We start from the raw sequence: 21,608 nt of genomic DNA, 5'->3' as shown, positions 1-21,608 counted from the left end.
GATGGCGTGCCAAGTTAGCTATCGGGGTTGTGGTCCCCAAAAAAGTTTCTCGGCATCTACCCTTGGCTCCTCCACCCTCAAGTTTCTTTCATCATTCGGGGCGTCGCTCTGGATTCATGACAGTTAGTTTAATTTCACCTCCGTGCGTCAAATCAGCAAAGAACTGGTCATTGACGAACACTTTGAAGGTAATCGCCGGAGCTTTCCAGTCGCTGATTGGCCGGTAAATGTGAATGGCGCCAGCACTCCCTGAACTCTCGGCAACAGCATGTGCGATCGGTTTCTGTGGGGAAGTACATCCGAAAAGAGATATGAAAATCAGTAGGCAAGATAGCCAATGAATTGGTGATTTTTTCAACATATAAATGATGGCATTGGTGTTCGATTAAATAAGTTGGTTTGAGACAAGCAAAACCGTAAGTTCAACCGGCTTCAACCACGCGCATTTCAATGTGAAGTCCGGCAGCTGTGGCCATGTTCACCAGTACATCAAGGCCGAACAGGTTGATCTTGCCGCGCATTAGGTCTGAGACGCGTGGCTGAGTCACGCCGAACAGTTTCGCGGCCTGTGCCTGACTCATTTCTGTGCGGGTCAGGTGGTTTTTCAGCGCCGTCATGAGAATCGAGCGCAGCTTCATGTTTTCTGCCTCCTCCGGGGTGTCCTCAATGGCATCCCAGACGCTGGCAAACCGTTGATTGCTCATAGGCCTAGCTCCTTTAATAAGTCTCGATAACGCTTTGCAGCCAAGTCCAGATCGGCCTTGCTTGTCTTCTCAGTCTTCTTTTGGAAGCAGTGAAGCACATAGACGGCATCGGCGAACTTGGCAACGTAGATGATCCGGAATGCGCCGGCAGCATCCCGAATCCGAATTTCCTTGACGCCTTGACCCACCGTGTTCATGGGCTTCCAGTCGTCCGGCGCTTGTCCGCTTTGCACCTGATCAATTTGATGACCTGCTTCGCGCCTTGCCGCGAGGGGAAAGGCACGAAGATCATCCAGAGAACTGCCTCGGAATTCGACAAGTTTGGGATCAGTCATGTTGAAAACATACAAAATATTATATGTGCCGGCAATGACGTTCTTGCGACCGGTTTAAAGAAGGCGGCGAATGAGCTCAACTCATACACACCGCATTCAACACCCCCGTCGCCACCGACATGGCGCACATAAAGATCGCCGGAGCGGTGTGGCCTTGTTCGATGGCGGGGGCGAAGCGGCGCAGCAGGGTAAATACGGCGATTTGCGCTGCGCCGGTGATGGCGGCCCATTTGATCATTTCGAGCAGGTCGTGGGTGAAGTAGATGGCCGCCGCCATGGGCAGGGCAAAGCCGATGCAGGCACCGGCCAGCGAGATGGCGGCAGCGGCGTTGTTTTGCCCGATGAGTTCAAACTCGTTGTAGGGCGTCACGCGCACATACACCGCCAAAAAGGCGGCCAGCAAGAGCAGGGCGGCCACAAAGTACTGGAGGAAGGCGAGAAAGGCTTGCATGTTGGGGCTCATTCAAAAAAGTGGGGAACAAACTGGCTCATGTTGGTGGTGACGGGGCGGGTGTCTTCGCGCAGGCACATGCCCGCTGCGCTGTCGCCCACAATCCACGAGCCGATGACGGGGTAGCGCCCATCAAATTGCGGCATGGGGGCCAAGGCTTGGAACACAAAACCTTCCGCACCATACGGCCCTTCGGCTCCGGCGCTCAGCCCTTGTGGGGTGTGCAGTTGCACATTGGCCCCCTCGCGTGAAAACAGGGGTTTGCGGGCGTAGTGCTGCAGCTGTCCGGGCTCAAAGTAAGCGGGCAGCAGGTTAGGGTGGCCTTCAAACAGTTCCCACAACACGGGCAGGATGCCTTTGCACGAGAGCACGGCTTTCCAGGCAGGTTCTATGAACCGGGTTTGGCTGGCCGCAATGTGCTGACCAAACGGCTCTTGGAAGATCCATTCCCAGGGGTAGAGCTTGAACAGGGTGGTGATGGGTTTTTGCGCCATGTCCACATAGCGCTGTTGTGCGGCGTTCCAGCCGATGTTTTCCAGGGTGATGTGTTCAGCTTGCAGCCCGGCCTGCAGGGCGGTTTCGATCAGGTAATGGGTGCAGACCCAGTCTTCTTCGTTGTCGTCGAGCGAGGCGATGTGCAGCGGCCCTTGCACGCCCAGCTGTTGCCAGCGCTCAACCAGGCGTTCGTGCAGCGAGTTGAATTGGTCGGCCTGCGGAAAGACGTTTTGCAGCCAGTACCACTGGGCCACGGCCGATTCGAGCAGCGAGGTGGGCGTGTCGGCGTTGTATTCGAGCATGCGCGGGGGCGAGTGGCCGTCATACGCGAGGTCAAAACGGCCATACAGGCTGGGCTCGCGCTTTTGCCACGAGGCATCGATCAAGGCGTGCGCCTGCTTGGGAAAGCCCAGCTGCGCCAGCCGCCCTTGTGCGATCACATGGCCCACCGCCTGCAGACACATGGCGTGGAGTTCTTCAGTGGCGGCTTCGAGTTCGTCCACCTGTTGGGCGTTGAAGCGGTAGCAGGCGGCTTCGTTCCAATAGTCGTCCCAGGCGTGAAAGGACAGGCCAATGGCTTCGAGCTTGCTGGCTTTGTCGGGCCGTGGGGTCAGGGTCAGGCGTTGCATGGCTCAGCCGCCCCCGCTCAGGCCGCGCCCAAAGCTGCCAAAACCACTGCGCACCACGCCTTTGGATGCCGTCATGTGTGTGGGCATGGCGGTGCGGGTGTTGACCGATTGGCTGGCGAATTGGGCACCGGAGGGCGGGATGCGGCTGCCGATGACGGGACGGGTTTTGCCACTGGAATCCACGGCCATGGGGTAGCCCCCGTATTCGTTGCGGTACCAGTAATAACGAGGGCCCGAATAGCGGTAACCACCGCCGCCATGAAAACCTGCCGAAGACGTGGTGGTGCTGGTGCCCGCCGAAGTCATGGCGTTGGTGCTGTCTGTGGCGGCGTTGCTGCCTGCGTAGCCGCTGCTCACGGTGTCTTGCCCATTGAAGTTGGTGGTGGTCAGGGCCTGTTGGCAGTTTTCTGGCTCATTGCCCCAGTCGCGCTGGCAGTCCTCTAGGCTGGCGTAAAAGTCTTGTTTGACTTGTACCTCGGTGTTGGCAGGCGGCTCGTCGCCGCAGCCGGTCAGCCCGCCCAGGGTGCCGAGGAAGATCAAGGGAACGGAGAGGGATCGTTTCATGGTGTGGGTGATGCAATGAAGAGGGCAATGAAATGTTGAAAGCGCCAGTCAGGGCCGGGGTGCCATGGTGTGTGTGTACCGCCCACATGGCCCCGGTAGGGCAGGGCCACACTCAGCACTTGGTCGCTGTCCATGGCTTCGGCTTCGGTGATGCCTGCGCGGGGGTGGTCCAGCATCCAGGCCAGTGCGCCCACAATGCCTGCGGCCACTTGCAAGGTGGTCGCGCTGTTGTGCGGGGCCAGGGCGCGTGCGGCCTGCAGGGTGAGGGTGCTGCCGTACCAATAGGCGCCTGTGGCGTGGCACAGCAACACGCCCAACTCGTCTTGGCCTTGCTGCAAGTCGGCCAGAGGTATCACGTTTTGCGTGTTGGGGGTTTGTTTGTGCTGGCCCAGCCAGTGCGCAATTGACTGGCAGGCTGGCGGGCAGGGCTGGTAGGCGAAATACACCGTGGGGCGGTAGCTGGTTTGGCCTTGAGCGTCTTTCACGGTCAAAAACTCGGCCAATGAAATCGATTCGTTGTGCGTGACCAGCCAGGCCAGGCTGTCGCCAACGGATGGCACCCACGAATTGACCTGAACCAGGCCTTGCTCAGGGTGGGGCCAGTAGATGCTGGCTTGCGAGCCTTGGCGGGGGCGCTGTGCGCCTGGGGGCAGGGTGCTTTCGTGGCTGCCCCAGCCCGCTTCGCAGGCTTGGCTCAGTTCGCTGATAAAGCCTGGCACGGACCAAGTGTTGCAAAACTCGCCCGCCGCCACGGGGCGGTGGACGGTTTGCGTGTCGCGCTCGGCCACCTGGATAACTTGCACACCCAGCGCCTGCGCCAAGTCGGCCCAGCGGCCAGGTGGGAAGGGCAGGCCTTGATCGTGCGCGAGTTGCTCCAATGCCCGTTTGGCCAGGTGCGAGATCAAGCCCGGGTTGGCCCCGTGCGCCAGCACGGCGGTGGCGCAGTCAGCTTGGCGCAGCGCCAGCACTTGTTCGCGCAGCCATTGGTTGGTGGTGGGCTCCAGGCCTTGGTCGGGCTGGTAGCCGCCGTGCCAGGGTTCAATGCCAGTGTCCAGATACAGCACGTCGTTTTGTTGGCACCAGGCGATCAGGTCATGGCTGCTGACTTCGACCGCCAGATTCAGCAACACATCACCCGCTTGCAAATGCGCGGCCAGCAGTTGGGCGTGGTTGTCGGGTGTGAGGGGCTGCAATTGCAGGGCAATGCCCACAGCCTGCGCCACAGAGGCCCCTTCCAGATCGGCTGCCCAAGCGGTGATGCGCGAGGGCTCTACCCCCAAAGCCTGCACCAGCAAAGGTGCCAGGCCTTGGCCGACAGCGCCAAAGCCGATGAGGGGGAAGCGGGGTGCGGGGGCTTTCAAAGGTGTGAGGTGATGACAGATGTGGCGGCTACAGCGCAGGAGAACTGGTGAGTGGAGCCTTCAGACCTTGCTCGATGTTCTGGCTGTACGGTCATTCTTATGATTTAATGTAACTACTATATTTGAAAAAATAAGTCATAAAGTTCAGTACTTGATGCATTCTTCCCCTCGGCAGTCCGTAGCCGTCCTGCTCATTTTTTAAGCGCATGACGCCAGCCCAGACGCCATGCGCCTTGGCGCAGTTGTCCTAGGGCTTATCCACAGGCTTGAACACGGTGGGTGTGGATGCTTCTTTTCATGGTCTCCACCATGGTTTTTTGAGCGATGCATGGCCGTGTTGGCTTTTTGTGGCGCAAAGTGCGCCAAAAGGAGAGCCTCATGTCCGCATCGTCGTCTTCGTCTTCGTCCTCATCTTCGTTTTCATCCGTCAAGTTGTCTTCAGGTTTGGTCAGTCAGGCCCGAGAGGCGGCCTCACCCATGCGCCGTTCGGTGGCCGGGCAGATCGAGTATTGGGCAACCTTGGGCCGCATTGCCGAGGCATCGGGTTTGACGGTCACTGAGGCGCGCGAGGCCATCGCGCTCTACGATGTCCACCAGGCCGCCCCTGCGGATGCCGAACGGCTGGACGCTCTGGAAGCCGACTTTTTGGCCGCTGAAAGTTCGGGCCGTCTGGTGCAGGCCGTGCGCCTGACCGCGCAGAGCAACCGCCGTCAGGTGATGAAGGCCGCCTGAGTCATGCCGCCTGAATATTGCCGCCTGAGCGATTGCCGTTTTTGAAGCCCGTTTTCTTTTTGCTCGCTGGCCCGAATGGGGCTGGCAAATCCACTTTGTACCGCTCAGCGGTTGCTTCGGGCTTGTTGCCGTCTGATGCCGAATTTGTGAATGCGGACCTGCACGAAGCCCATGCCCTCCAGCCCATCACCGATCCCGAACTGCGTTCTGCCCAAGCCCGGGCTTGGGCCGATGCGCGTCGCGCCGCTTGTCTGGCGCAGGGCCAGTCGTTTGTGAGCGAAACGGTGTTTTCTCATCCGTCTAATTGGCTTTGATGCGAGATGCGCGAGCGGCGGGTTTTGCCGTGGTGGTGGTGCTGTTGGTGGTGTGTGTGAATGACCCGCGTCAGTTGCTGGGCCGGGTGGCGCAGCGTGTGGCCGAGGGCGGGCACGATGTGCCGAGCGAGCGCATTTTGGCGCGTTACCCACGGACTTTGCAGAATTTGCACGAGGCCATTCCCTTGGCCGATTTGGCTTTGCTTTACGACACCTCGGGTGTTGGCCGACACGGCATTTCGGGCCCCAAGCTGGTGGCCCGTTGGCGTCATGGGGTGTGGCATTGGCAAGTGGTGCGGCCACCGGCTTGGGCCAAAAAGCTTCAGCCAGCCAAGGCCCCCACGCCGTTGGTTTCGTAGTTCTGGCTTGGCGTGAAGTCAGCGGGAGGTAAGCGGTAGGGGGGCGCGGGCGCTGGTGTGGCCTCAGATGGCGTCTGGTGCATCCGCCGTGTTGCCCCCCTTTTGCGCCACCACGCACTGCACCCCCTGATCGTCCATCAACTGCGCCAGCGCAGGTTCGGGCGGCAGGTCGGTGAAGAGGGTGTGCACCGCTCGGAGTGGGGCCATTTCGATCATGGCCGGGCGGCCGAATTTGCTGTGGTCGGCCACCAGCCAAACTTGCCTTGACTGCTCAACGATGGCGCGGGCCACCATGACTTCGCGCATGTCGTAGTCACGCAGCGTGCCGTCTTCGTCGATGCCGCTGATGCCGATCAGGCCGATGTCCACCTTGAACTGCCGGATGAAGCTGAGCGCCGCTTCACCCACCACGCCCAAATCTTCGTGGCGAACGGTGCCGCCGGCCACCACCACCTCGCACTGCGGGTTGGCCGCCAGGATGCGGGCCACATGCAGGTTGTTGGTCACCACCCGCAAGCCGCTGTGGTGCAGCAGTTCACTGGCCACCGCTTCCACTGTGGTGCCGATGTTCATGAACAGGCTGGCCCCGTCTGGGATGGCCGCGGCCACTTGCCGGGCGATGTCTTGTTTGGCCTGGGCCTGGGTGCGCTGGCGTTCGGTGTAGGTGGTGTTGCGGGTGGACGAGTCCACCGCCCGCACCCCGCCATGAAAACGCTCCAGCTCGGCCGCTTCGGTCAGGCGCTGCACATCGCGCCGTGCAGTTTGCAAGGTGATGCCGAATTGCTCTGCCAGTGCTTCGGTTTTGACGCTGCCTTGCGCACGCACGGCTTGCAAGATGGCGATTTGTCGGGGATTGAGGGCCATGGTCATGAAAAAACAGGAGGTTCGAGAAGTGTAGGGGTCTTCACTAGGCTCACGCCAAATCCCGATAACAGGCGTATTTTCACAGATACAATCAAAAGCGAATCATTTCAATCATTGTTTTTTGATTGTTTAAAGGATATTTTTGAAACCCTCTGCGTCGAATGCCTTGCCCAATGACCTGGTTTGGGACCTGCTGGTCGTCGGTGGCGGTGCCACGGGCCTGGGGGTGGCGGTGCAGGCGGCGCTGGAGGGGCGCCGCGTGGCCTTGGTGGAGGCCCGTGACTTTGCCAGTGGCACGTCGTCGCGCTCGACCAAGCTGCTGCACGGCGGTGTGCGCTATCTGGCGCAAGGCCGTTTGCGCCTGGTGCGTGAGGCGCTGCGCGAGCGCACCACGGTGCTGGGGCTGGCCCCGCACCTGGCCCAACCTTTGTCGTTTGTGGTGCCCGGTGCGAACTGGTTGTCCTGGGCCTGGACGGGTTTGGGGCTCAAGGCCTACCAGTGGTTGTCGGGCCGCATGAGCCTGGGGGCCACGGTGGCGCTGTCCAGACAGGCGCTGGCCCGGTGCTTGCCGGGGCTGCCCGGCATGGTGGCGGGTGCCGTGGCAGGCATGCGCTATTGGGATGGGCAGTTTGAAGACGCCCGGCTGGCGCTGGCGCTGGCCAAAACCGCACGCCAGGCCGGTGCCAGCGTGCACAACCACATGCGGGTGACGGCTTTGGCCCCTTCGGCGCAGGGCTGGCAAGTCGATTTGCGGGATGAGCGCAGCGGCATGGTGCAGACGGTGCAGGCGCGTTGCGTGGTCAATGCCACCGGGGTCTGGGTGGATGCCTTGCGCCGCATGGTGTTGCAGCCCTGGGCTGGCAGCCAGACTGTGCCCGCACTGGTCAAGCCCAGTCAGGGTGTGCATCTGGTGGTGGCGCGTGAGCGCCTGCCCATCGGTGAAGCGGTGCTGATCCCCCGCACCGCCGATGGCCGCGTGCTGTTTGCCGTGCCGTGGCTGGGGGCCACGGTGATCGGCACGACCGACACCCCGCGCAGCGATGCACCGCTGGAGCCTTTGCCGCTTCAGGAGGAGCTGGACTTTTTGTTTCGCGAAACCCGGCAGTCGCTGGGCGTGTCGCTCACGCGGGCGGATGTGCGCAGCGTCTGGGTGGGCTTGCGTCCACTGGTGGGCCACACCGATGGCCAAGCCACCAGCCAGATGTCGCGTGAACACCTGATCCAGCGCGAAGCCCCGGGCTTGTTCACCGTGACCGGCGGCAAATGGACAACTTACCGCAGCATGGCCGAGGACGTGATGCGGTCGATCCGGGCCCACAACGATTTACCGCCTGCAGCCCTTGGGCCTGGCAAGACCGCTCAACACACGCTGGTGGGCGCGCCTTTGGCGGGCGCGCCGCTGCTCCCGATCAGCGCGGCACCGGGCTTGCATATGTGGGGCAGCGAGGCGGCTCAGGTGCAGGCCTTGCCGGGGGCAGGGCGCGATCTGGGCATGGGCCTGAGCGAGGCCATGGTGCGTTTTGCGGCGCGCCACGAGTGGGCGCTGACGGTTGAAGATATGCTTGCACGCCGCTGGCGGGCTCTTTTTTTGGACGCCCGGCTGGCGGCGAAAATGGCCCCGGCCGTGGCGGCCTTGCTGCAAGAAGAGACCGGGCTCGACCCTCAGTTGCCCGCCTTTCTGGATTTGTGCCAACGCTACACGCTGGCCGACTGAAATTTTTTGAAACTTTGAACCGAACAGGGATTTGGCTTTGAACACCACAAACACCGCCCCCACCATGGCCGCTGTGAGCCCCGTGCGCTACGGCATCATCGGCTGCGGCATGATGGGTCAGGAGCATTTGCGCAACATCGCCTTGCTGCCCGGTGCACAGGTCACGCGCATTTTTGAGCCGGATGCTGACATGCTGGCGCGCAGCCTGGCGCTTGTGCCGGAGGCGCAGAGCGCCGCCAGTCTGGCCGAGGTGGTGACATCACCCGATGTGGACTGCCTGCTGATCGCCAGCCCCAACTTTTGTCATGCCAATCAGTTGCGCGAGATCGCCCGCCTGCGTCCGTTGCCGGTGCTGCTCGAAAAGCCCGCCTGCACCAGCCTGGCCGATGTGCGCAGTCTGGCCGCATTGCAAGCCAGTTACCCCGCGCCCATCTGGGTGGCCATGGAATACCGCTACATGCCGCCCGTGGCCCTGCTGGCGCAAGAGGTGCATGGCCAGCAGCACACCGGCCCGGTGAAGATGCTCAGCATCCGCGAGCACCGCTTTCCATTTCTGGTCAAAGTGGGCGACTGGAACCGCTTCAACCGCTACACCGGCGGCACGCTGGTCGAAAAGTGCTGCCACTTTTTTGACCTGATGCGCCACCTGACCCAAAGTGAACCGGTGCGCGTGTTCGCCTCGGCCGGGGTGGACCACAACCACCTGGATGAAACCTACCCCGACGGCACACCCGACATTCTGGACAACGCCTATGTGATCGTGGACTTTGCTTCGGGCCAGCGCGCCTTGCTGGAGCTGTGCATGTTTGCCGAAGGGGCTCGCTACCAAGAAGAGATTTCGGTGGTCGGCCCGCTGGGCAAGGCCGAATGTTTTGTACCCGGCCCCGGGCGCTTTTGGCCTGCACACCTGGGCGACGCACCGGTGCCCAAACTGGTCATCAGCCCACGCGACCCGAAAGGCCCGCGCGAGTTGGATGTGCCGGTGGACCCGGTGGCGCTGGCTGCGGGTGACCACAACGGCTCGACCTTGTACCAGCACCAGAAGTTCAACGCCGTGGTGCGGGGGCAGGGCACGGTGGAGGTGGGCTTGCGCGACGGCCTGGCCGCTGTGGTCATGGGCCTGGCGGCGCAAGAATCCGCCCGCACAGGCCAGGCGATCGACCTGACCCGTGGCGACTACGCCTTGCCCGATTTGCTGGATACTGTTTGAGTTTTTCGCTTTTTTTACACCACAACGAGGAGACTTCCATGAAAACTGTTCGCATTCTTCCCATCGCACTGGCTCTGGGCTCGGCCCTGACGCTGGGTCACAACCTTGCACAAGCCGGTGAAATCCGCGTCATGTGCTACCAGGACGGCACCGAGTGCGACGTGACGGCTGACCTGGCCAAACGCTTTGAAGCGCAAAACCCGGGCACCAAAGTCATCGTCGATACCGTGCCCTACAAAACCATCGTCGAGCAGTTGCCGGTGCAACTGGCCGCTGGTCAGGGTCCGGACATCGCCCGCGTGACCGATCTGGGCGGCCTGTCCAAGTACTACATGGACATCTCGGCCCACATCAAAGACCGCAAATACTGGGACGCCAACTTTGGCACCACTGCCCCCTGGCTGCGCCCGACGCCTGCGGACAAGGGTGTCTACGGCTTCATGTCGCAGCTGACCATGACCGGCCCGTATGTGAACAAAACCCTGTTTGAGCAGGCCAAAGTGCCCATGCCTGGCGCCAAAGCCTCGTGGGACGAGTGGATGGACGCTGCCCGCAAAGTGGCCAAAGCCACCCAAACCAAGGCCGCTGTGGCCTGGGACCGTTCTGGTCACCGTTTCGCAGGCCCCGCCATCAGCTACGGTGCCAAAATTTTTGACGCCCAGGGCAACCCGGTGATCGACGACGGCTACAAATCCACCGTGAACAAGTTCGTCGCCTGGCACAAAGACGGCACCATGCTGCGCGAGGTGTGGGCAGGTTCGGGCGGCTCCACTTATGCCGACTCGATTGGTGAGTTCATCAACGGCAACGTGGTGATGGTCTTGTCGGGCAGCTGGCAAATCAACCGCCTGCAAAAAGACGTGGCCAACAAGTTTGACTGGGTGGCGGTGCCCAACCCTTGCGGCCCGGCTGCCTGCACCGGCATCCCCGGCGGTGCCGCCTGGGCAGCGCTCAAGACCAGCAAGTCGCCCAAAGAAGTGGGGGCCTTTTTGGACTTCATGGCCTCTGAAGCGGCTTATGCCGATTTCAGCGCCCGCACCAACAACATTCCGGCACATGCCGGTCTGGCCAAAAAAGGCGTGAACTACGCCAGCGCCCAACCGGGTGCCAAGGCCGCTTTGGGCGTGTTTGGCAGCGGCGTGGCCAGTCTGGCCCCGGTGGCTTACCAGTTCCAGGGCTACAAGTTCAACCGCGCCATCATGCTGCCCACCGTGGCCCGTGTGACGCAGGTCATCGTGGGTGAAATGGGCTCTGACGAGGCCATCGGCAAGATCAACGCCGACATGCAGGACGCGCTGAAGCAGGCGCAAAAGTAAGCGCAAGTGCCTGGCGATGCTGCGCTGACCAGCTGGTCAGCGTTGCATCGTGCTGCTTTGAGGCGTGCACGCCTGGCGTGCACCGCCGTTTCTGTTCGTGTCTGAAGGTGGTTCGTGCAATTCCTGTCGTTCTTTTTTAATCTGCTGGAACCGCTGTTCAAGCTCGGGCAGCGCTGGCTGGGCACCTCCCGCCTGGGCTGGCTGTTTGTGGGACCCAACCTGCTGGTGTTTGGCCTCTTCACGTTTTTGCCCATCCTGATCAACCTGGTGTATGCCACCACCGGCGGCGTCAACCTCATGCCGATGCAACGGCCTTACACGGGTGCAGAAAACTTTCAGATCCTGTTTGAATGCCGGGACTACTTTGACCTGGTGACCTGCCGCAAGGACGTGTTCTGGCGTGCCATGTTCAACACCCTCAAGTTCAGCCTGCTGCAAGTGGGTTTGATGGTGCTGTTTTCGCTGATCACCGCGCTGGTGCTCAACCGCAAAATCATGGGGCGCGGTTTTTGGCGCGGTGTGTTTTTCTATCCGGTGTTGCTGTCGCCCGTGGTGGTGGCGCTCATCTGGAAATGGCTGCTGCAAAGCCAGGGCGTGTTCAACGCCGGGCTGGTGGCGCTCGACATGCCGCCAGTGGAGTGGCTCACCGACGGCGGTTGGGCTTTTTTCTGGACCGTGTTCGTGTCGATCTGGGCGCACATGGGCTTTTACACCCTGATTTTGCTGGCGGGATTGCAGGCCATTCCCGGTGATCTGTACGAGGCGGCGCAAATGGACCGGGCCAGCCCGATGCGCACCCTCACACGCATCACCTTGCCCCTGCTCATGCCCAACCTGATCGTGGTGCTGGTGCTGGCCGCCATCCGGGCGGTGCAGGTGTTTGACGAGGTGTTTGTGCTGACCGGCGGCGGCCCCGGCTCGGCCACCACCTTCATTGTGCAGTTCATCTACCAGACGGGCTTTGCCGAGCAGATCCATTTGTATGGGCTGGCGGCGGCAGCTTCTTTGTCGCTCGCGGTGTTTTTGATCGTGCTGACCTTGGCGCAGTTGCGCCTGACCCGCGCCAGCCAGGCTGGCCAGAAGGTGAAATGACATGAAGGCGCTTCGTTTTCTCACGCTCACCCGTGGTCGCCAGCGCTTGCACTGGACCGATGTGCTGAGTTACGCCTATTTGGTGGCAGGGCTGTTCGTGATGTTCGCCCCGGTCGTGTGGCTGCTCATGTCGTCGTTCAAGACCGAGTCGGCCATTGGCCAGTTTCCGCCGAGCTTTTTGCCTTACAGCCAGGTGCAGGTGCAGGTGCCGGGCCACGACAAGCCCTTGCCGCTGTTCAAGGTGGCGGGCGAGGGCGGTACCACCCGCGAGCTGGCGCAGGTCAGCCGCATCGGCATCATGGCCACCATGGTCGACCCGACCAAACCCGCCGAGTCGGTACAGGTCAATATTCGTGAGCGGGTGCCGGTCAACGAGCTGAAGTTCGCGACCAGCAACTACACCGACTTGTTTGGCAAATTCACCTTTGGCGCTTACCTCTGGAACAGCGTGTTCATCACGGTGGTCGCCACCTTGCTGACCTTGTTGTTCAACTCGATGGCCGCGTTTGCGCTGTCCAAATACCAGTTCAAGGGCCAAAAGGCGGTGTTTTTGCTGATCATCGCCACCTTGATGATCCCGCCCACCATCATTTTGGTGCCGGTGTTTCTGGTCATCAACTCGGTGGGCCTGCTCAACAGCCTGTGGGGCGTGATCTTGCCGGCCGTGGCCACGCCCACCGGGGTGTTTTTGTTGCGCCAGTACATGCTGACCATCCCTGACGAGCTGATCGAAGCGGCCCGCATGGACCATGCCAGCGAGTGGCGGATTTACTGGCGCATCGTGCTGCCGTTGTCGGCCCCGGCGCTGGCGGTGCTGGCCATCTTTTCGGTCATGTGGCGCTGGAACGACTTTTTGCTGCCGCTGATCGTGTTGTCCAAAAGCGAGTTTTTCACGCTGCAGTTGGCGCTCAATTCGTTTCAAGGCGAACTCAACACCCAGTGGCACTACCTGCTGGCCATGACGGTGATCACCTTGGTGCCCGTTACGCTGGTGTTTGCCTTTTTGCAGCGCTACATCACCACCGGCATCGCCAGTGCGGGCGTCAAGTGACGCCTCCCCCAGTCTTTTTTGAATCGAACACCCGTGTCCACCTTAGAACTGCGCTCCATTGAAAAATCGTTCGACCAGACCCACGTCATCCATGGCGTGGATTTGCAGGTCGCGCATGGCGAATTTGTCGTGTTTGTCGGGCCTTCGGGATGCGGCAAATCCACCTTGCTGCGCATGATTGCGGGCCTGGATTCGCCCACCCGGGGGGATCTCTTGATCGACGGTCAGCGGGTCAACGAGGTGGGGGCTGCAGACCGGGGCTGCGCCATGGTGTTCCAGTCGTATGCGCTGTACCCGCACATGAGCGTGTACGCCAACATGGCCTTTGGCCTTGAAAACGCCAAAGTGCCGCAGGCCGAAATTGCCCAAAAAGTGGGCGACGCGGCGGCACTGCTGCGCCTTGATGCCATGCTCCAGCGCAAGCCCACCCAGTTGTCGGGCGGTCAGCGCCAGCGTGTGGCCATTGGCCGGGCCATTGTGCGCAACCCCAAAATCTTTTTGTTTGACGAGCCGCTGTCCAACCTGGATGCGGAGTTGCGCGTGTCCATGCGCGCCGAGTTGCGCGAGCTGCACCAGCGCCTGGGCGCGACCATGGTGTATGTGACGCACGACCAGGTGGAAGCCATGACCCTGGCCGACAAGATCGTGGTGCTCAGAGCCGGGCGCATTGAGCAGGTGGGCACGCCCCAGGCTTTGTACGAGGCCCCGGCCAATGTGTTCGTGGCCGGCTTCATCGGCAGCCCGCGCATGAACTTCATCCCGGCGGCCACGGCGCGCACGGCCGCGTCCTTGCGCGCCAGCATCCCGGCGCAGGCGCAGCAAGTGGGCATCCGGCCCGAGCACTGGACGGCTTGCGCGGCCGATGCGGGCCTGGCCTTGCAGGTCAAAGGCACCGAATACCTGGGCGCGCAGCGTTTGCTGCACGGCGTGTTGACCGATGGCACCCGGGTGGAGGTGCTGATCGAAGGCGAGCGCGCCCCGCAGGCCGGAGAGACCTTGCATTTCACGACGCGGCCCGAGCGCCTGCATGCTTTTGATACCCACGAACAGCGCATGGCGCAGGTGACCGCATGAACCCCTTGATGACTTCCGCCTGGACGCCGGCGCACGGTGCCAGCGCCGCAGAGCGCACCGGCCCCGACGCCACGGCAGCCTTCACCACCGGCGGCGCTTTGCAGCTGTCTTTCCTGTCGCCCACGATGGCGAGGGTCACGCTGGTGCCTGCCCAAGGCTTTCGCGAACCCCACACCTGGGCGATTGCGCAGGGGTTCAGCGGCGAGCTGCCTTGGGCCGGTCGGCCTCGCAACGCGCTGAACGGTTTTGAGCGTCCGGCCCTGAGCCTGTCGCAGGCCGAAGGCCTCACCACGCTGTCAACCGATCGCCTGTCGGTCTCTTTGCAAGGCGGTGGCAACAGCCCCTTGCGCCTGCACTGGGTAGACGCTGCCAGCGGCAAAACCGTGCTCGAAGACCGGCCCACCAGCGCCTACCTGCAAGAGCGCCGCACCGGCCTGGTGCGCCACTGCGTGGTGCGCGATCCGCAAGAGCATTATTTTGGTCTGGGCGACAAGACCGGCCCGCTGAACCTGCATGGCCGCCGCCTGCGCTGTCTGGGGCAGGACGCGCTGGGCTACGACCCGCAAAACGGCGACCCGCTTTACAAGCACTGGCCCTTCGTGCTGTCGCGCACCGTGGACGGCCTGTGGGTGGGCCTGTATTACGACACGCTGGCCACCTGCACTTTTGATCTGGGCTGCGAGCACGACAACTACCACGGCTTTTTCCGCACGGTGGACATCGATGACGGAGACCTCGACTACTACGTCATGCTCGGGCGCACCCCGGCTGAAGTGGTGGCGCAGTTTGTGGCGCTCATCGGCGGCACGCACTTGCCCCCGCGCTGGAGTCTGGGTTATGCCCAAACCGCCATGGGCCTGGCCGATGCGCCCGATGCACAACATCAGCTCGACAAGTTCATTGACGAGTGCGCCCGCCACCGCATCCCGATTTCGTCTTTCCACTACGGTTCGGGCTATTCCAGCCGGGGCAAGCAGCGCTATGTGTTCACCTGGAACCACGACAAGTTTCCCGACCCGAAGGCCATCAACCGCAAATTCCAGAGCCACGGCATGCGCCTGGTGGCCAACATCAAGCCTTGTTTGCTCGACGACCACCCGGCCTACAGCAGCCTGAATGCCCAACACGCCTTCATCGAAGACCATGCCACCGGGCAGGCGGTGGTCGAGCCGTATTGGGACGGGCAGGGCTCGCACCTGGACTTTACCCGCCCGCAGGCCGTGGCCTGGTGGCAGGAGCAACTCCAGCGGCAGGTGCTGGACCAAGGCATTGACGCGGGCTGGAACGACAACAACGAATACGCGATCCAGAACGAAGACGCTTACAGCGACGCCTGGGGCACGGCTTTGCCCATGCACCGCAGCCGACCGCTGCACGCGCTGCTGATGACCCGCGCCACCTTTGAGGCGCAGCAAGCCCACGCGGCCAGCCAAGGGCAGCAGGGTGAGCCGGTGTTCACCGTGACCCGCGCCGGCCCGCCCGGTTTGCAGCGTTATGCCCAAACTTGGTCGGGCGACAACACCACCAGCTGGGCCACGCTCAAGTGGAACCTGCGCACCGGCCTGCAAATGAGCCTGTCGGGGATGTTCAACGTCGGCCACGATGTGGGCGGCTTTTATGGCCCCTTGCCCGACCCAGAGCTGTTTTTGCGTTGGGTGCAGGCTTGCTGCCTGAACCCCCGCATGGTCATGAACTCCTGGAAAGACGGCGGCATCAGCAATTTGCCCTGGATGCACGCCGAGGTGACCGACGCCGTGCGCGAGGCGATTGCCCTGCGCTACCGGCTCATGCCTTACCTGTGGGATTGCTTTGAGCAGGCCGCGCAAAAGCATGTGCCCATCATCCGCCCGACCTTCTTCAACTTCCCGGACGACCCGCAGTGCCTGGCCGATGCGGATGAGTTCATGCTGGGCGACAGCCTGCTGGTCTCGCCTGTGCTGGAAGAAGGCCAGCGCGAAAAACGCCTGTATTTGCCCCAGCTCAGCGATGGCCGCTGCTGGGTGGACTTTGAAACCCGACAGACGCTGGCATCGGGTGCCTGGCACACGGTGGACGCGCCGCTGACGCGGCTGCCGCTGTTTGTGGCGCAAGGCGCCCAGATCGCCGTGGCCGCTGCCGCGCCCGGTCAGGTGCCCCGGCACGATGACCCGGTGGCCGGGGTACTCCAGTTCTGACCGGGCTTGGGTTTTGAGTCCTGGGCAACGCTACCGGGCTGGCAACGGCGGTGTTTTTCAGGCTTTTCGCTGACCCGCAGAGGCTGCCCGGCTGTTGGATTCATCGTGCGTGTTCGCGATAACCCCAAGAACATTTATGGCCCGAGTCCTTTATGATTCATTCACATCGCCGGAGCTTGTCCGGCGATTTTTATGAAAACCACCCGCATGGCCTCCGTCCAACTTCAACAAGTCCAAAAAAGCTACGACGGCAAGCACAACGTCATTCACGGCATTGATCTGGAGATCCGGCACGGTGAATTCGTCGTGTTTGTGGGCCCTTCGGGCTGCGGCAAGTCCACTTTGCTGCGCATGATCGCGGGCCTGGAGAGCATCAGCGGTGGCGATGTGCTGATCGATGGTCAGCGTGTGAACGACCAGCCGCCGCGCCAGCGCGACATCGCCATGGTGTTTCAGGACTACGCGCTGTACCCGCACAAGAGCCTGTACGACAACATGGCCTTTGGCCTGCGCTTGCGCAAAACCCCCGAAGCCGAGATCCACCAGCGGGTGATGGACGCGGCCAAATTGCTGCGCATCGACCACATGCTGGACCGCAAGCCTGCCGCTTTGTCGGGCGGCCAGCGCCAGAGGGTGGCCATTGGCCGCGCCATCGTGCGTCAGCCCAAGGTGTTTTTGTTTGACGAGCCGCTGTCCAACCTCGATGCCCAGTTGCGCAACGAGATGCGCAGCGAGATCAAGAAACTGCACCAGCGGCTGGGGGCCACCATCATTTATGTGACCCATGACCAGGTCGAAGCCATGACGCTGGCCGACCGCATTGCGGTGCTCAGCGGCGGCCACAAAATGCAATACGCCACGCCCGACGAGATTTACAACCGGCCTGCCGCACAGTTTGTGGCGGGGTTCACCGGCAGCCCGCCGATGAACCTGGTGGCATGCCGCCTGAGCGGCGGTCATGCCGATCTGGGGGGCGTGACCATCGCGTTGCCCGCGGACTTGTCGGCCCGTGCGGCTGCGGCGTCAAAGCATGTGTTTGGCATCCGCCCCGAGAATGTGGCGCTGGCACCCCGCCAAATGCCGGGCGAGGTGGCCGTGCCCGCGCAGGTGGTGATCAGCGAGCCGCTGGGGGCCGAAACCCTGGTGACTTTTCAGCTCGGGCAGGCCGAGCTGGTGGCCCGTTGCCCGGCCAGCTTCAAGGCCGCACCGGGCACGTCGCAAACGCTGTACCTGGACCCGGCTGCCATGCACCTGTTTGATCAGGCCAGCGGCCTGGCCTTGTGACCTGGTTTGAGCTGTTTTGAAACCCTGAGATTGCTTTCCCTTAGTGCTTTGCCTTTTTCACTTGTTGCCCTTTTTTACCCCACAGGAGACCGCCATGAAGAAACGTCACGCCTTGCAACTCGCCGCCGTCGCATTCGCCAGCATGCTGGCCACAGGAGCCGCTTTGGCGCAGCAAACCACGCTGCGGGTTTTTGTGGGCCCCAACCAGCGCCCCGATCTGCAAGCCAAGTTGTTCGAGCAGTACAACAAGGCCAACCCTGGCGTGAAGGTCGAGATCGAAACCGGCGGTGCCACCTCTGAGCTGCAGCGCCAGTACCTGTCCACGGTGCTCAATGCCAAGGACTCGGCCATCGACCTGTTCCTGATCGACATCGTCAACCCGGCGCAATACGCCTCCAAGGGCTGGATCGAGCCGCTCGACAAATACGTGGGTGGCCCGGCTGTGCTGAAAAACGACTACCTGCCGGTCTACCAGTCGGCCAACGTGATCGGCGGCAAGCTCTATGCCATGCCCAGCCAGGGCGATGCGATGTTCATGTACTACCGCAAAGACCTGCTGACCAAACACGGTGTGGCCGAGCCCAAAACCTGGGACGAGCTGGCGGCTGCGGCCAAAAAGGTCATGGCCGCTGAAAACAGCCCGAATCTGCAGGGCTTGTCCATTCAAGGCGCGCCCATCGAAGGCGCGGTCTGCACTTTCTTGCTGCCTTACTGGGGTCAGGGCAAGCAGTTCAACGACGCTGCAGGCAAGCTGACGCTGGACAAGGGCGCAGCCGTCAAGGGCCTGCAAAGCTGGCTGAGCATGGTCGATCAGGGCGTGATCAAGAAAAACGTGGCCGAAGTCACCACCCCGGTCACCGTCAACGAATTCAAGGCCGGTCAGGCGGTGTTTGCCATCAACTGGGGTTTCGCTTTCGACCGCTTCAAAGACGATGCCGATTCCAAGGTCAAGGGCAACGTGGGCGTGATGCCACTGCCCGCCATGACCGGCGGCAAATCGGCCACCTGCATGGGGGGCTGGCAGTGGGCCATGAACGCCTATGGCAAAAACAAAGACGCAGCAGGCAACTTGATCAAGTTCTTGTCTTCCAAAGAAGCCAGTGCTTTCATCGCCCGCGAAGGCTCGATCCTGCCGGTGTTCCAGAGCGTGTATTCCGACCCCGCTGTGAACAAGGCGGTGCCTTGGTTCAAGGACGCCTTGCCCGTGGTGCTGGGTGCCCAAAGCCGCCCCATGGTGGAAGACTACGGCCAGGTGTCGGACATCATCCGCACCACCACCAGCGCGATTTTGGCCCGCACCAAAACACCTGAAGCTGGTGTGGACGAGATCGCCGCCCGGGTCGGCCGCCTGATGCGCTGAGCAACGTTTTTGCCGCCATCCCCAGACCCCGGCTTATCGGCCGGGGTCGTATTTTCAAAAGTGAGATTGCAAGTCGATGTTGTCCAAATGGCGTGATCCCAGCGAAAAAACACTTGCGGTGCTGCTGCTGGCCCCGGCGTTTTTGCTGTTGCTGCTGATCGTGGTCTATCCGATCGGCAAGCTGGTCTACAACAGCGTGCATGCGGTGGACAAGAGCGGTGCATTTTTGGGGTTGCAAAACTACGCCGATGTGTTGCAGGACCCGCTGTTCTGGAACGCCACCCAAAACACCTTGCTCATCACGCTGATCACTGTGCCCGGTGCCTTGATCGCGGGGCTGGCGCTGGCCATGCTGGCCAATTTGCCATTCAAGCGCAAATGGCCGGTGAGGCTGTCCTTGCTTTTGCCCTGGGCTTTGCCGCTGTCGTTTGCCGGGCTGATCTTTGCCTGGTTTTTCCACACCGAATACGGCGTGGTGAACGATGTGCTGGGCCGCCTGGGCTGGCAGACCGAGCCCACCAGCTGGCTTTTGAAGCCCCGCTGGGCGTTTGCCGCGATATGCCTGACCATCATCTGGAAAACTTCGTCTTTCATGGCGCTGATCCTCCTGGCCGGGCTGCAGATGATCCCCAAATCGCTCTATGAAGCGGCCGAAGTCGATGGTGCCAGCCGCTGGCAACAGTTTTGGCAAATCACCATCCCGATGCTGATGCCCAGCATCATCGTGGCCCTGATTTTTCGCACCATCACCGCTTTGCAGACCTTCGACATCCCCTACACCATGACCCGGGGCGGGCCGGGCGAAGCCACCGAAACGCTGGCCATGCTGATCCACAAATACACCATCGATTACTCTGACATCAGCTTTGGCTCCACGCTGGCGGTGTTCATGTTCGTGATTTCGATGTTTGTCACCGGCTTTTACCTGCGCCACATTGGAAAGAACGCCGCATGAACCCGACTGGCTTTTGGACTTCTCCCATGCTGCGTTGGGTGGCTGCGGCCATGGTGGTTTTCAATGGTTTTTTCCCGGCTGTCTGGATCTTGTTCACCTCGCTCAAAACTGAAGCCGAACTGGTGCAAAAACCCATCACCTGGTGGCCTGCCAACCCCATGCTGGACAACTATGTGCGCGCCTTCACCGACCAGCCGCTGTTGACTTACCTGAAAAACAGCCTGCTCGTGGCCACCGGGGCCACGGTGTTGTCTTTGTTGGTGGCCGCCTGCGCGGCCTATGCCATTGCCCGGCTGAATTTGAAGCGCCGCGAGCTGATCCTGACCTGCATCGTGGCGTCGAGCATGTTCCCGCTGGTGACCTTGCTGGTGCCGATTTTCGAGACCATGCGCGCTTTGGGTTGGCTCAACACCTACATCGCGCTGATCCTGCCTTATGTGGTGCTCAACTTGCCGGTCTGCACCCTGGTGCTGGTGAGCTTTTTCCAGAGCATTCCCCGCGACCTGGAAAACGCCGCCATGATCGACGGCTGCACCCGCTTGCAGGCGCTGTGGTTGGTGGTGGTGCCACTGGCCGCGCCCGGTGTGTTCACGGCGGGCATTTTGGCTTTTGTGAACGCCTGGGACGAGTTTTTGCTGGCCTTGTCGCTCAACTCCAGCCCGGCGGTGCGCACCTTGCCGGTGGGCATCGCGCTGTACCAGGGCGAGTTCACCTTCCCTTGGCCCATCATCTCGGCCGCGCTGATCGTGGCCATCGTGCCGGTGGCCATCCTGATCGCGCTGTTTCAGGAACGGGTGGTGGGCGGCCTCACGCAAGGTGGGCTCAAAGGCTAACGCTCAGATGGCGGCCCGCGCTGCGCCCCCTGACCTGAACGGCGGAACCCACAACAAAAAGCCCGGACTGCAATCAGCAGTCCGGGCTTTTTCAGGGTCAGGCGCAGCCGCTCAGGCGTTCACAGGCAAAGCCTGAAACTGGCCGAACTGACTGCGGTTGAAAGCCAGCGCCGGGCCGTCTTGCCAGCCAAAGTCGCGCACAGCCCCCAGCACGATGAGGTGGTCACCGGCGTCTACCAGCTGGTGCAGGTCGCAGTCGAACCAGGCCACTGTGCCGCTCAGGCGCAGGCGCTCACTGGTTTGACGTTGTGCAGGCACACCCGTAAAACGCTCAGCCATGCTGCCCCGGGCAAATTGCAGGGCGGTGGCTTGTTGGTTTTGCGCCAGCACATTCACCATGAAGCCGCCCGCGCCGGTGAAGGCGGCCAAGCTGCTGGCTTCCTTGCGGATGCTCCAGAGCACCAGCCGGGGGTTGAGCGAGACCGAGCTGAAGGAGTTGCAGGTCATGCCCACATCCTGGCCGTCGTGGCGGGCGGTGATGACCGTCACGCCCGTGCCAAAGCAGCCCAGCGCTTTGCGGTAGTCGGCGTTGTTATCCGTGCTGTGATCGGCACTGTGGTTGGCAGCCGGGGCCGCCGTCGGTGCTGAAACCGAGGGCAAAGAGGGGGCTGCGCTGGCCTGGGCCGAGCCTTCGGGGGTGTCTGGCAGGTGTCGCACGGTGTCTTTCATCAGGGCCG

22 protein-coding genes are annotated in these 21,608 nt (G+C 61.9%); 14 read left to right on the top strand and 8 right to left on the bottom strand.

Annotation, left to right across the window (positions count from 1 at the left end; all coding sequences use genetic code 11):
• Positions 1-422 precede the first annotated feature (422 nt).
• The 6 genes from B9Z47_RS18010 to B9Z47_RS17985 form a co-directional block, all read right to left on the bottom strand.
• Positions 423-704: a helix-turn-helix domain-containing protein gene (locus B9Z47_RS18010; protein ID WP_108332587.1), complete on the bottom strand. Its 282-nt coding sequence runs from the start codon at positions 702-704 to the stop codon at positions 423-425.
• Positions 701-1,039, bottom strand: coding sequence for a type II toxin-antitoxin system RelE/ParE family toxin (locus B9Z47_RS18005; RefSeq protein WP_108332586.1), 339 nt, complete (start codon positions 1,037-1,039; stop codon positions 701-703). Before B9Z47_RS18005 ends, B9Z47_RS18010 begins: the two co-directional genes overlap by 4 nt.
• Positions 1,040-1,115: 76 nt before the next feature.
• On the bottom strand, positions 1,116-1,490 hold the full coding sequence (locus B9Z47_RS18000; RefSeq protein ID WP_199226470.1) for a DUF350 domain-containing protein: 375 nt from the start codon (positions 1,488-1,490) through the stop codon (positions 1,116-1,118).
• A gap of 8 nt (positions 1,491-1,498) precedes the next feature.
• Complete coding sequence (locus B9Z47_RS17995) at positions 1,499-2,614, bottom strand: glutathionylspermidine synthase family protein (RefSeq protein ID WP_108332584.1); 1,116 nt, start codon at positions 2,612-2,614, stop codon at positions 1,499-1,501.
• Positions 2,615-2,617: 3 nt separating this feature from the next.
• Positions 2,618-3,178: a hypothetical protein gene (locus tag B9Z47_RS17990; RefSeq protein ID WP_108332583.1), complete on the bottom strand. Its 561-nt coding sequence runs from the start codon at positions 3,176-3,178 to the stop codon at positions 2,618-2,620.
• Entirely contained in the window at positions 3,175-4,539 is a 1,365-nt protein-coding gene (locus tag B9Z47_RS17985) for a saccharopine dehydrogenase NADP-binding domain-containing protein (protein WP_108332582.1), read from the bottom strand. Before B9Z47_RS17985 ends, B9Z47_RS17990 begins: the two co-directional genes overlap by 4 nt.
• A gap of 378 nt (positions 4,540-4,917) precedes the next feature.
• Between B9Z47_RS17985 and B9Z47_RS17980 the strand changes: the two genes are divergently transcribed.
• From B9Z47_RS17980 to B9Z47_RS19075, 3 genes are read left to right on the top strand one after another with little or no spacing between them, the layout of a single operon-like run.
• Positions 4,918-5,271, top strand: a complete 354-nt coding sequence (locus B9Z47_RS17980) for a hypothetical protein (protein WP_108332594.1) — start codon at positions 4,918-4,920, stop codon at positions 5,269-5,271.
• A gap of 41 nt (positions 5,272-5,312) precedes the next feature.
• Positions 5,313-5,585 carry a zeta toxin family protein gene (locus B9Z47_RS19080; protein ID WP_233253875.1) on the top strand — a complete coding sequence of 91 codons (273 nt, stop codon included), beginning with the start codon at positions 5,313-5,315 and terminating at the stop codon, positions 5,583-5,585.
• Complete coding sequence (locus B9Z47_RS19075) at positions 5,585-5,944, top strand: hypothetical protein (RefSeq protein ID WP_233253874.1); 360 nt, start codon at positions 5,585-5,587, stop codon at positions 5,942-5,944. The genes B9Z47_RS19080 and B9Z47_RS19075 overlap by 1 nt, the downstream gene beginning before the upstream one ends.
• Positions 5,945-6,007: 63 nt before the next feature.
• Here B9Z47_RS19075 and B9Z47_RS17970 read toward each other — a convergent pair whose 3' ends face one another.
• Positions 6,008-6,808, bottom strand: a complete 801-nt coding sequence (locus B9Z47_RS17970) for a DeoR/GlpR family DNA-binding transcription regulator (protein WP_108332593.1) — start codon at positions 6,806-6,808, stop codon at positions 6,008-6,010.
• 142 nt (positions 6,809-6,950) lie between these two features.
• Between B9Z47_RS17970 and B9Z47_RS17965 the strand changes: the two genes are divergently transcribed.
• The 11 genes from B9Z47_RS17965 to B9Z47_RS17915 all read left to right on the top strand — a co-directional run bounded on the left by B9Z47_RS17965 (position 6,951) and on the right by B9Z47_RS17915 (position 20,871).
• Positions 6,951-8,522, top strand: a complete 1,572-nt coding sequence (locus B9Z47_RS17965) for a glycerol-3-phosphate dehydrogenase/oxidase (protein WP_233253873.1) — start codon at positions 6,951-6,953, stop codon at positions 8,520-8,522.
• Positions 8,523-8,559: 37 nt separating this feature from the next.
• Complete coding sequence (locus tag B9Z47_RS17960) at positions 8,560-9,732, top strand: Gfo/Idh/MocA family protein (protein ID WP_233253872.1); 1,173 nt, start codon at positions 8,560-8,562, stop codon at positions 9,730-9,732.
• Between the two features lie 38 nt (positions 9,733-9,770).
• Positions 9,771-11,048 carry an ABC transporter substrate-binding protein gene (locus B9Z47_RS17955; RefSeq protein ID WP_108332581.1) on the top strand — a complete coding sequence of 426 codons (1,278 nt, stop codon included), beginning with the start codon at positions 9,771-9,773 and terminating at the stop codon, positions 11,046-11,048.
• 114 nt (positions 11,049-11,162) lie between these two features.
• Entirely contained in the window at positions 11,163-12,140 is a 978-nt protein-coding gene (locus B9Z47_RS17950) for a carbohydrate ABC transporter permease (RefSeq protein WP_108332580.1), read from the top strand.
• 1 nt (position 12,141) lies between these two features.
• On the top strand, positions 12,142-13,191 hold the full coding sequence (locus B9Z47_RS17945) for a carbohydrate ABC transporter permease (RefSeq protein WP_108332579.1): 1,050 nt from the start codon (positions 12,142-12,144) through the stop codon (positions 13,189-13,191).
• 33 nt (positions 13,192-13,224) lie between these two features.
• Positions 13,225-14,265, top strand: a complete 1,041-nt coding sequence (locus tag B9Z47_RS17940; protein WP_158271709.1) for an ABC transporter ATP-binding protein — start codon at positions 13,225-13,227, stop codon at positions 14,263-14,265.
• Positions 14,262-16,439: a TIM-barrel domain-containing protein gene (locus B9Z47_RS17935; RefSeq protein ID WP_108332578.1), complete on the top strand. Its 2,178-nt coding sequence runs from the start codon at positions 14,262-14,264 to the stop codon at positions 16,437-16,439. The genes B9Z47_RS17940 and B9Z47_RS17935 overlap by 4 nt, the downstream gene beginning before the upstream one ends.
• 207 nt (positions 16,440-16,646) lie before the next feature.
• Entirely contained in the window at positions 16,647-17,723 is a 1,077-nt protein-coding gene (locus B9Z47_RS17930) for an ABC transporter ATP-binding protein (protein WP_108332589.1), read from the top strand.
• A gap of 94 nt (positions 17,724-17,817) precedes the next feature.
• Positions 17,818-19,083, top strand: coding sequence for an ABC transporter substrate-binding protein (locus B9Z47_RS17925; protein WP_108332577.1), 1,266 nt, complete (start codon positions 17,818-17,820; stop codon positions 19,081-19,083).
• A 76-nt stretch (positions 19,084-19,159) separates the two neighbouring features.
• The gene (locus B9Z47_RS17920; RefSeq protein ID WP_108332576.1) at positions 19,160-20,038 is read left to right on the top strand and encodes a carbohydrate ABC transporter permease; all 879 of its coding nucleotides are present in this window, start codon (positions 19,160-19,162) and stop codon (positions 20,036-20,038) included.
• A gap of 26 nt (positions 20,039-20,064) precedes the next feature.
• Positions 20,065-20,871, top strand: coding sequence for a carbohydrate ABC transporter permease (locus B9Z47_RS17915; protein ID WP_199226468.1), 807 nt, complete (start codon positions 20,065-20,067; stop codon positions 20,869-20,871).
• A 111-nt stretch (positions 20,872-20,982) separates the two neighbouring features.
• Here the strand turns inward: B9Z47_RS17915 and B9Z47_RS17910 are convergent, their stop codons facing one another.
• The gene (locus tag B9Z47_RS17910) at positions 20,983-21,600 is read right to left on the bottom strand and encodes a flavin reductase family protein (protein WP_108332574.1); all 618 of its coding nucleotides are present in this window, start codon (positions 21,598-21,600) and stop codon (positions 20,983-20,985) included.
• Positions 21,601-21,608 lie beyond the last annotated feature (8 nt).

Origin of the sequence: Limnohabitans sp. 2KL-1 (assembly GCF_003063435.1) — a bacterium.
Lineage (GTDB): Bacteria > Pseudomonadota > Gammaproteobacteria > Burkholderiales > Burkholderiaceae_C > Limnohabitans_A.
This window is presented reverse-complemented; position numbering and strand designations above follow the sequence as displayed.

Excerpts from the sequence above, each read along its gene's own strand:
- B9Z47_RS18000 (WP_199226470.1), bottom strand. The coding sequence starts at position 1,490 with ATGCAAGCCTTTCTCGCCTTCCTCCAGTACTTTGTGGCCGCCCTGCTC.
- B9Z47_RS17915 (WP_199226468.1), top strand. The coding sequence starts at position 20,065 with ATGCTGCGTTGGGTGGCTGCGGCCATGGTGGTTTTCAATGGTTTTTTC.
- B9Z47_RS17925 (WP_108332577.1), top strand. The coding sequence starts at position 17,818 with ATGAAGAAACGTCACGCCTTGCAACTCGCCGCCGTCGCATTCGCCAGC.
- B9Z47_RS17995 (WP_108332584.1), bottom strand. The coding sequence starts at position 2,614 with ATGCAACGCCTGACCCTGACCCCACGGCCCGACAAAGCCAGCAAGCTC.
- B9Z47_RS17990 (WP_108332583.1), bottom strand. The coding sequence starts at position 3,178 with ATGAAACGATCCCTCTCCGTTCCCTTGATCTTCCTCGGCACCCTGGGC.
- B9Z47_RS17980 (WP_108332594.1), top strand. The coding sequence starts at position 4,918 with ATGTCCGCATCGTCGTCTTCGTCTTCGTCCTCATCTTCGTTTTCATCC.
- B9Z47_RS17970 (WP_108332593.1), bottom strand. The coding sequence starts at position 6,808 with ATGGCCCTCAATCCCCGACAAATCGCCATCTTGCAAGCCGTGCGTGCG.
- B9Z47_RS19075 (WP_233253874.1), top strand. The coding sequence starts at position 5,585 with ATGCGAGATGCGCGAGCGGCGGGTTTTGCCGTGGTGGTGGTGCTGTTG.
- B9Z47_RS17935 (WP_108332578.1), top strand. The coding sequence starts at position 14,262 with ATGAACCCCTTGATGACTTCCGCCTGGACGCCGGCGCACGGTGCCAGC.
- B9Z47_RS17945 (WP_108332579.1), top strand. The coding sequence starts at position 12,142 with ATGAAGGCGCTTCGTTTTCTCACGCTCACCCGTGGTCGCCAGCGCTTG.
- B9Z47_RS17930 (WP_108332589.1), top strand. The coding sequence starts at position 16,647 with ATGGCCTCCGTCCAACTTCAACAAGTCCAAAAAAGCTACGACGGCAAG.
- B9Z47_RS18005 (WP_108332586.1), bottom strand. The coding sequence starts at position 1,039 with ATGACTGATCCCAAACTTGTCGAATTCCGAGGCAGTTCTCTGGATGAT.
- B9Z47_RS17920 (WP_108332576.1), top strand. The coding sequence starts at position 19,160 with ATGTTGTCCAAATGGCGTGATCCCAGCGAAAAAACACTTGCGGTGCTG.
- B9Z47_RS18010 (WP_108332587.1), bottom strand. The coding sequence starts at position 704 with ATGAGCAATCAACGGTTTGCCAGCGTCTGGGATGCCATTGAGGACACC.
- B9Z47_RS17955 (WP_108332581.1), top strand. The coding sequence starts at position 9,771 with ATGAAAACTGTTCGCATTCTTCCCATCGCACTGGCTCTGGGCTCGGCC.
- B9Z47_RS17910 (WP_108332574.1), bottom strand. The coding sequence starts at position 21,600 with ATGAAAGACACCGTGCGACACCTGCCAGACACCCCCGAAGGCTCGGCC.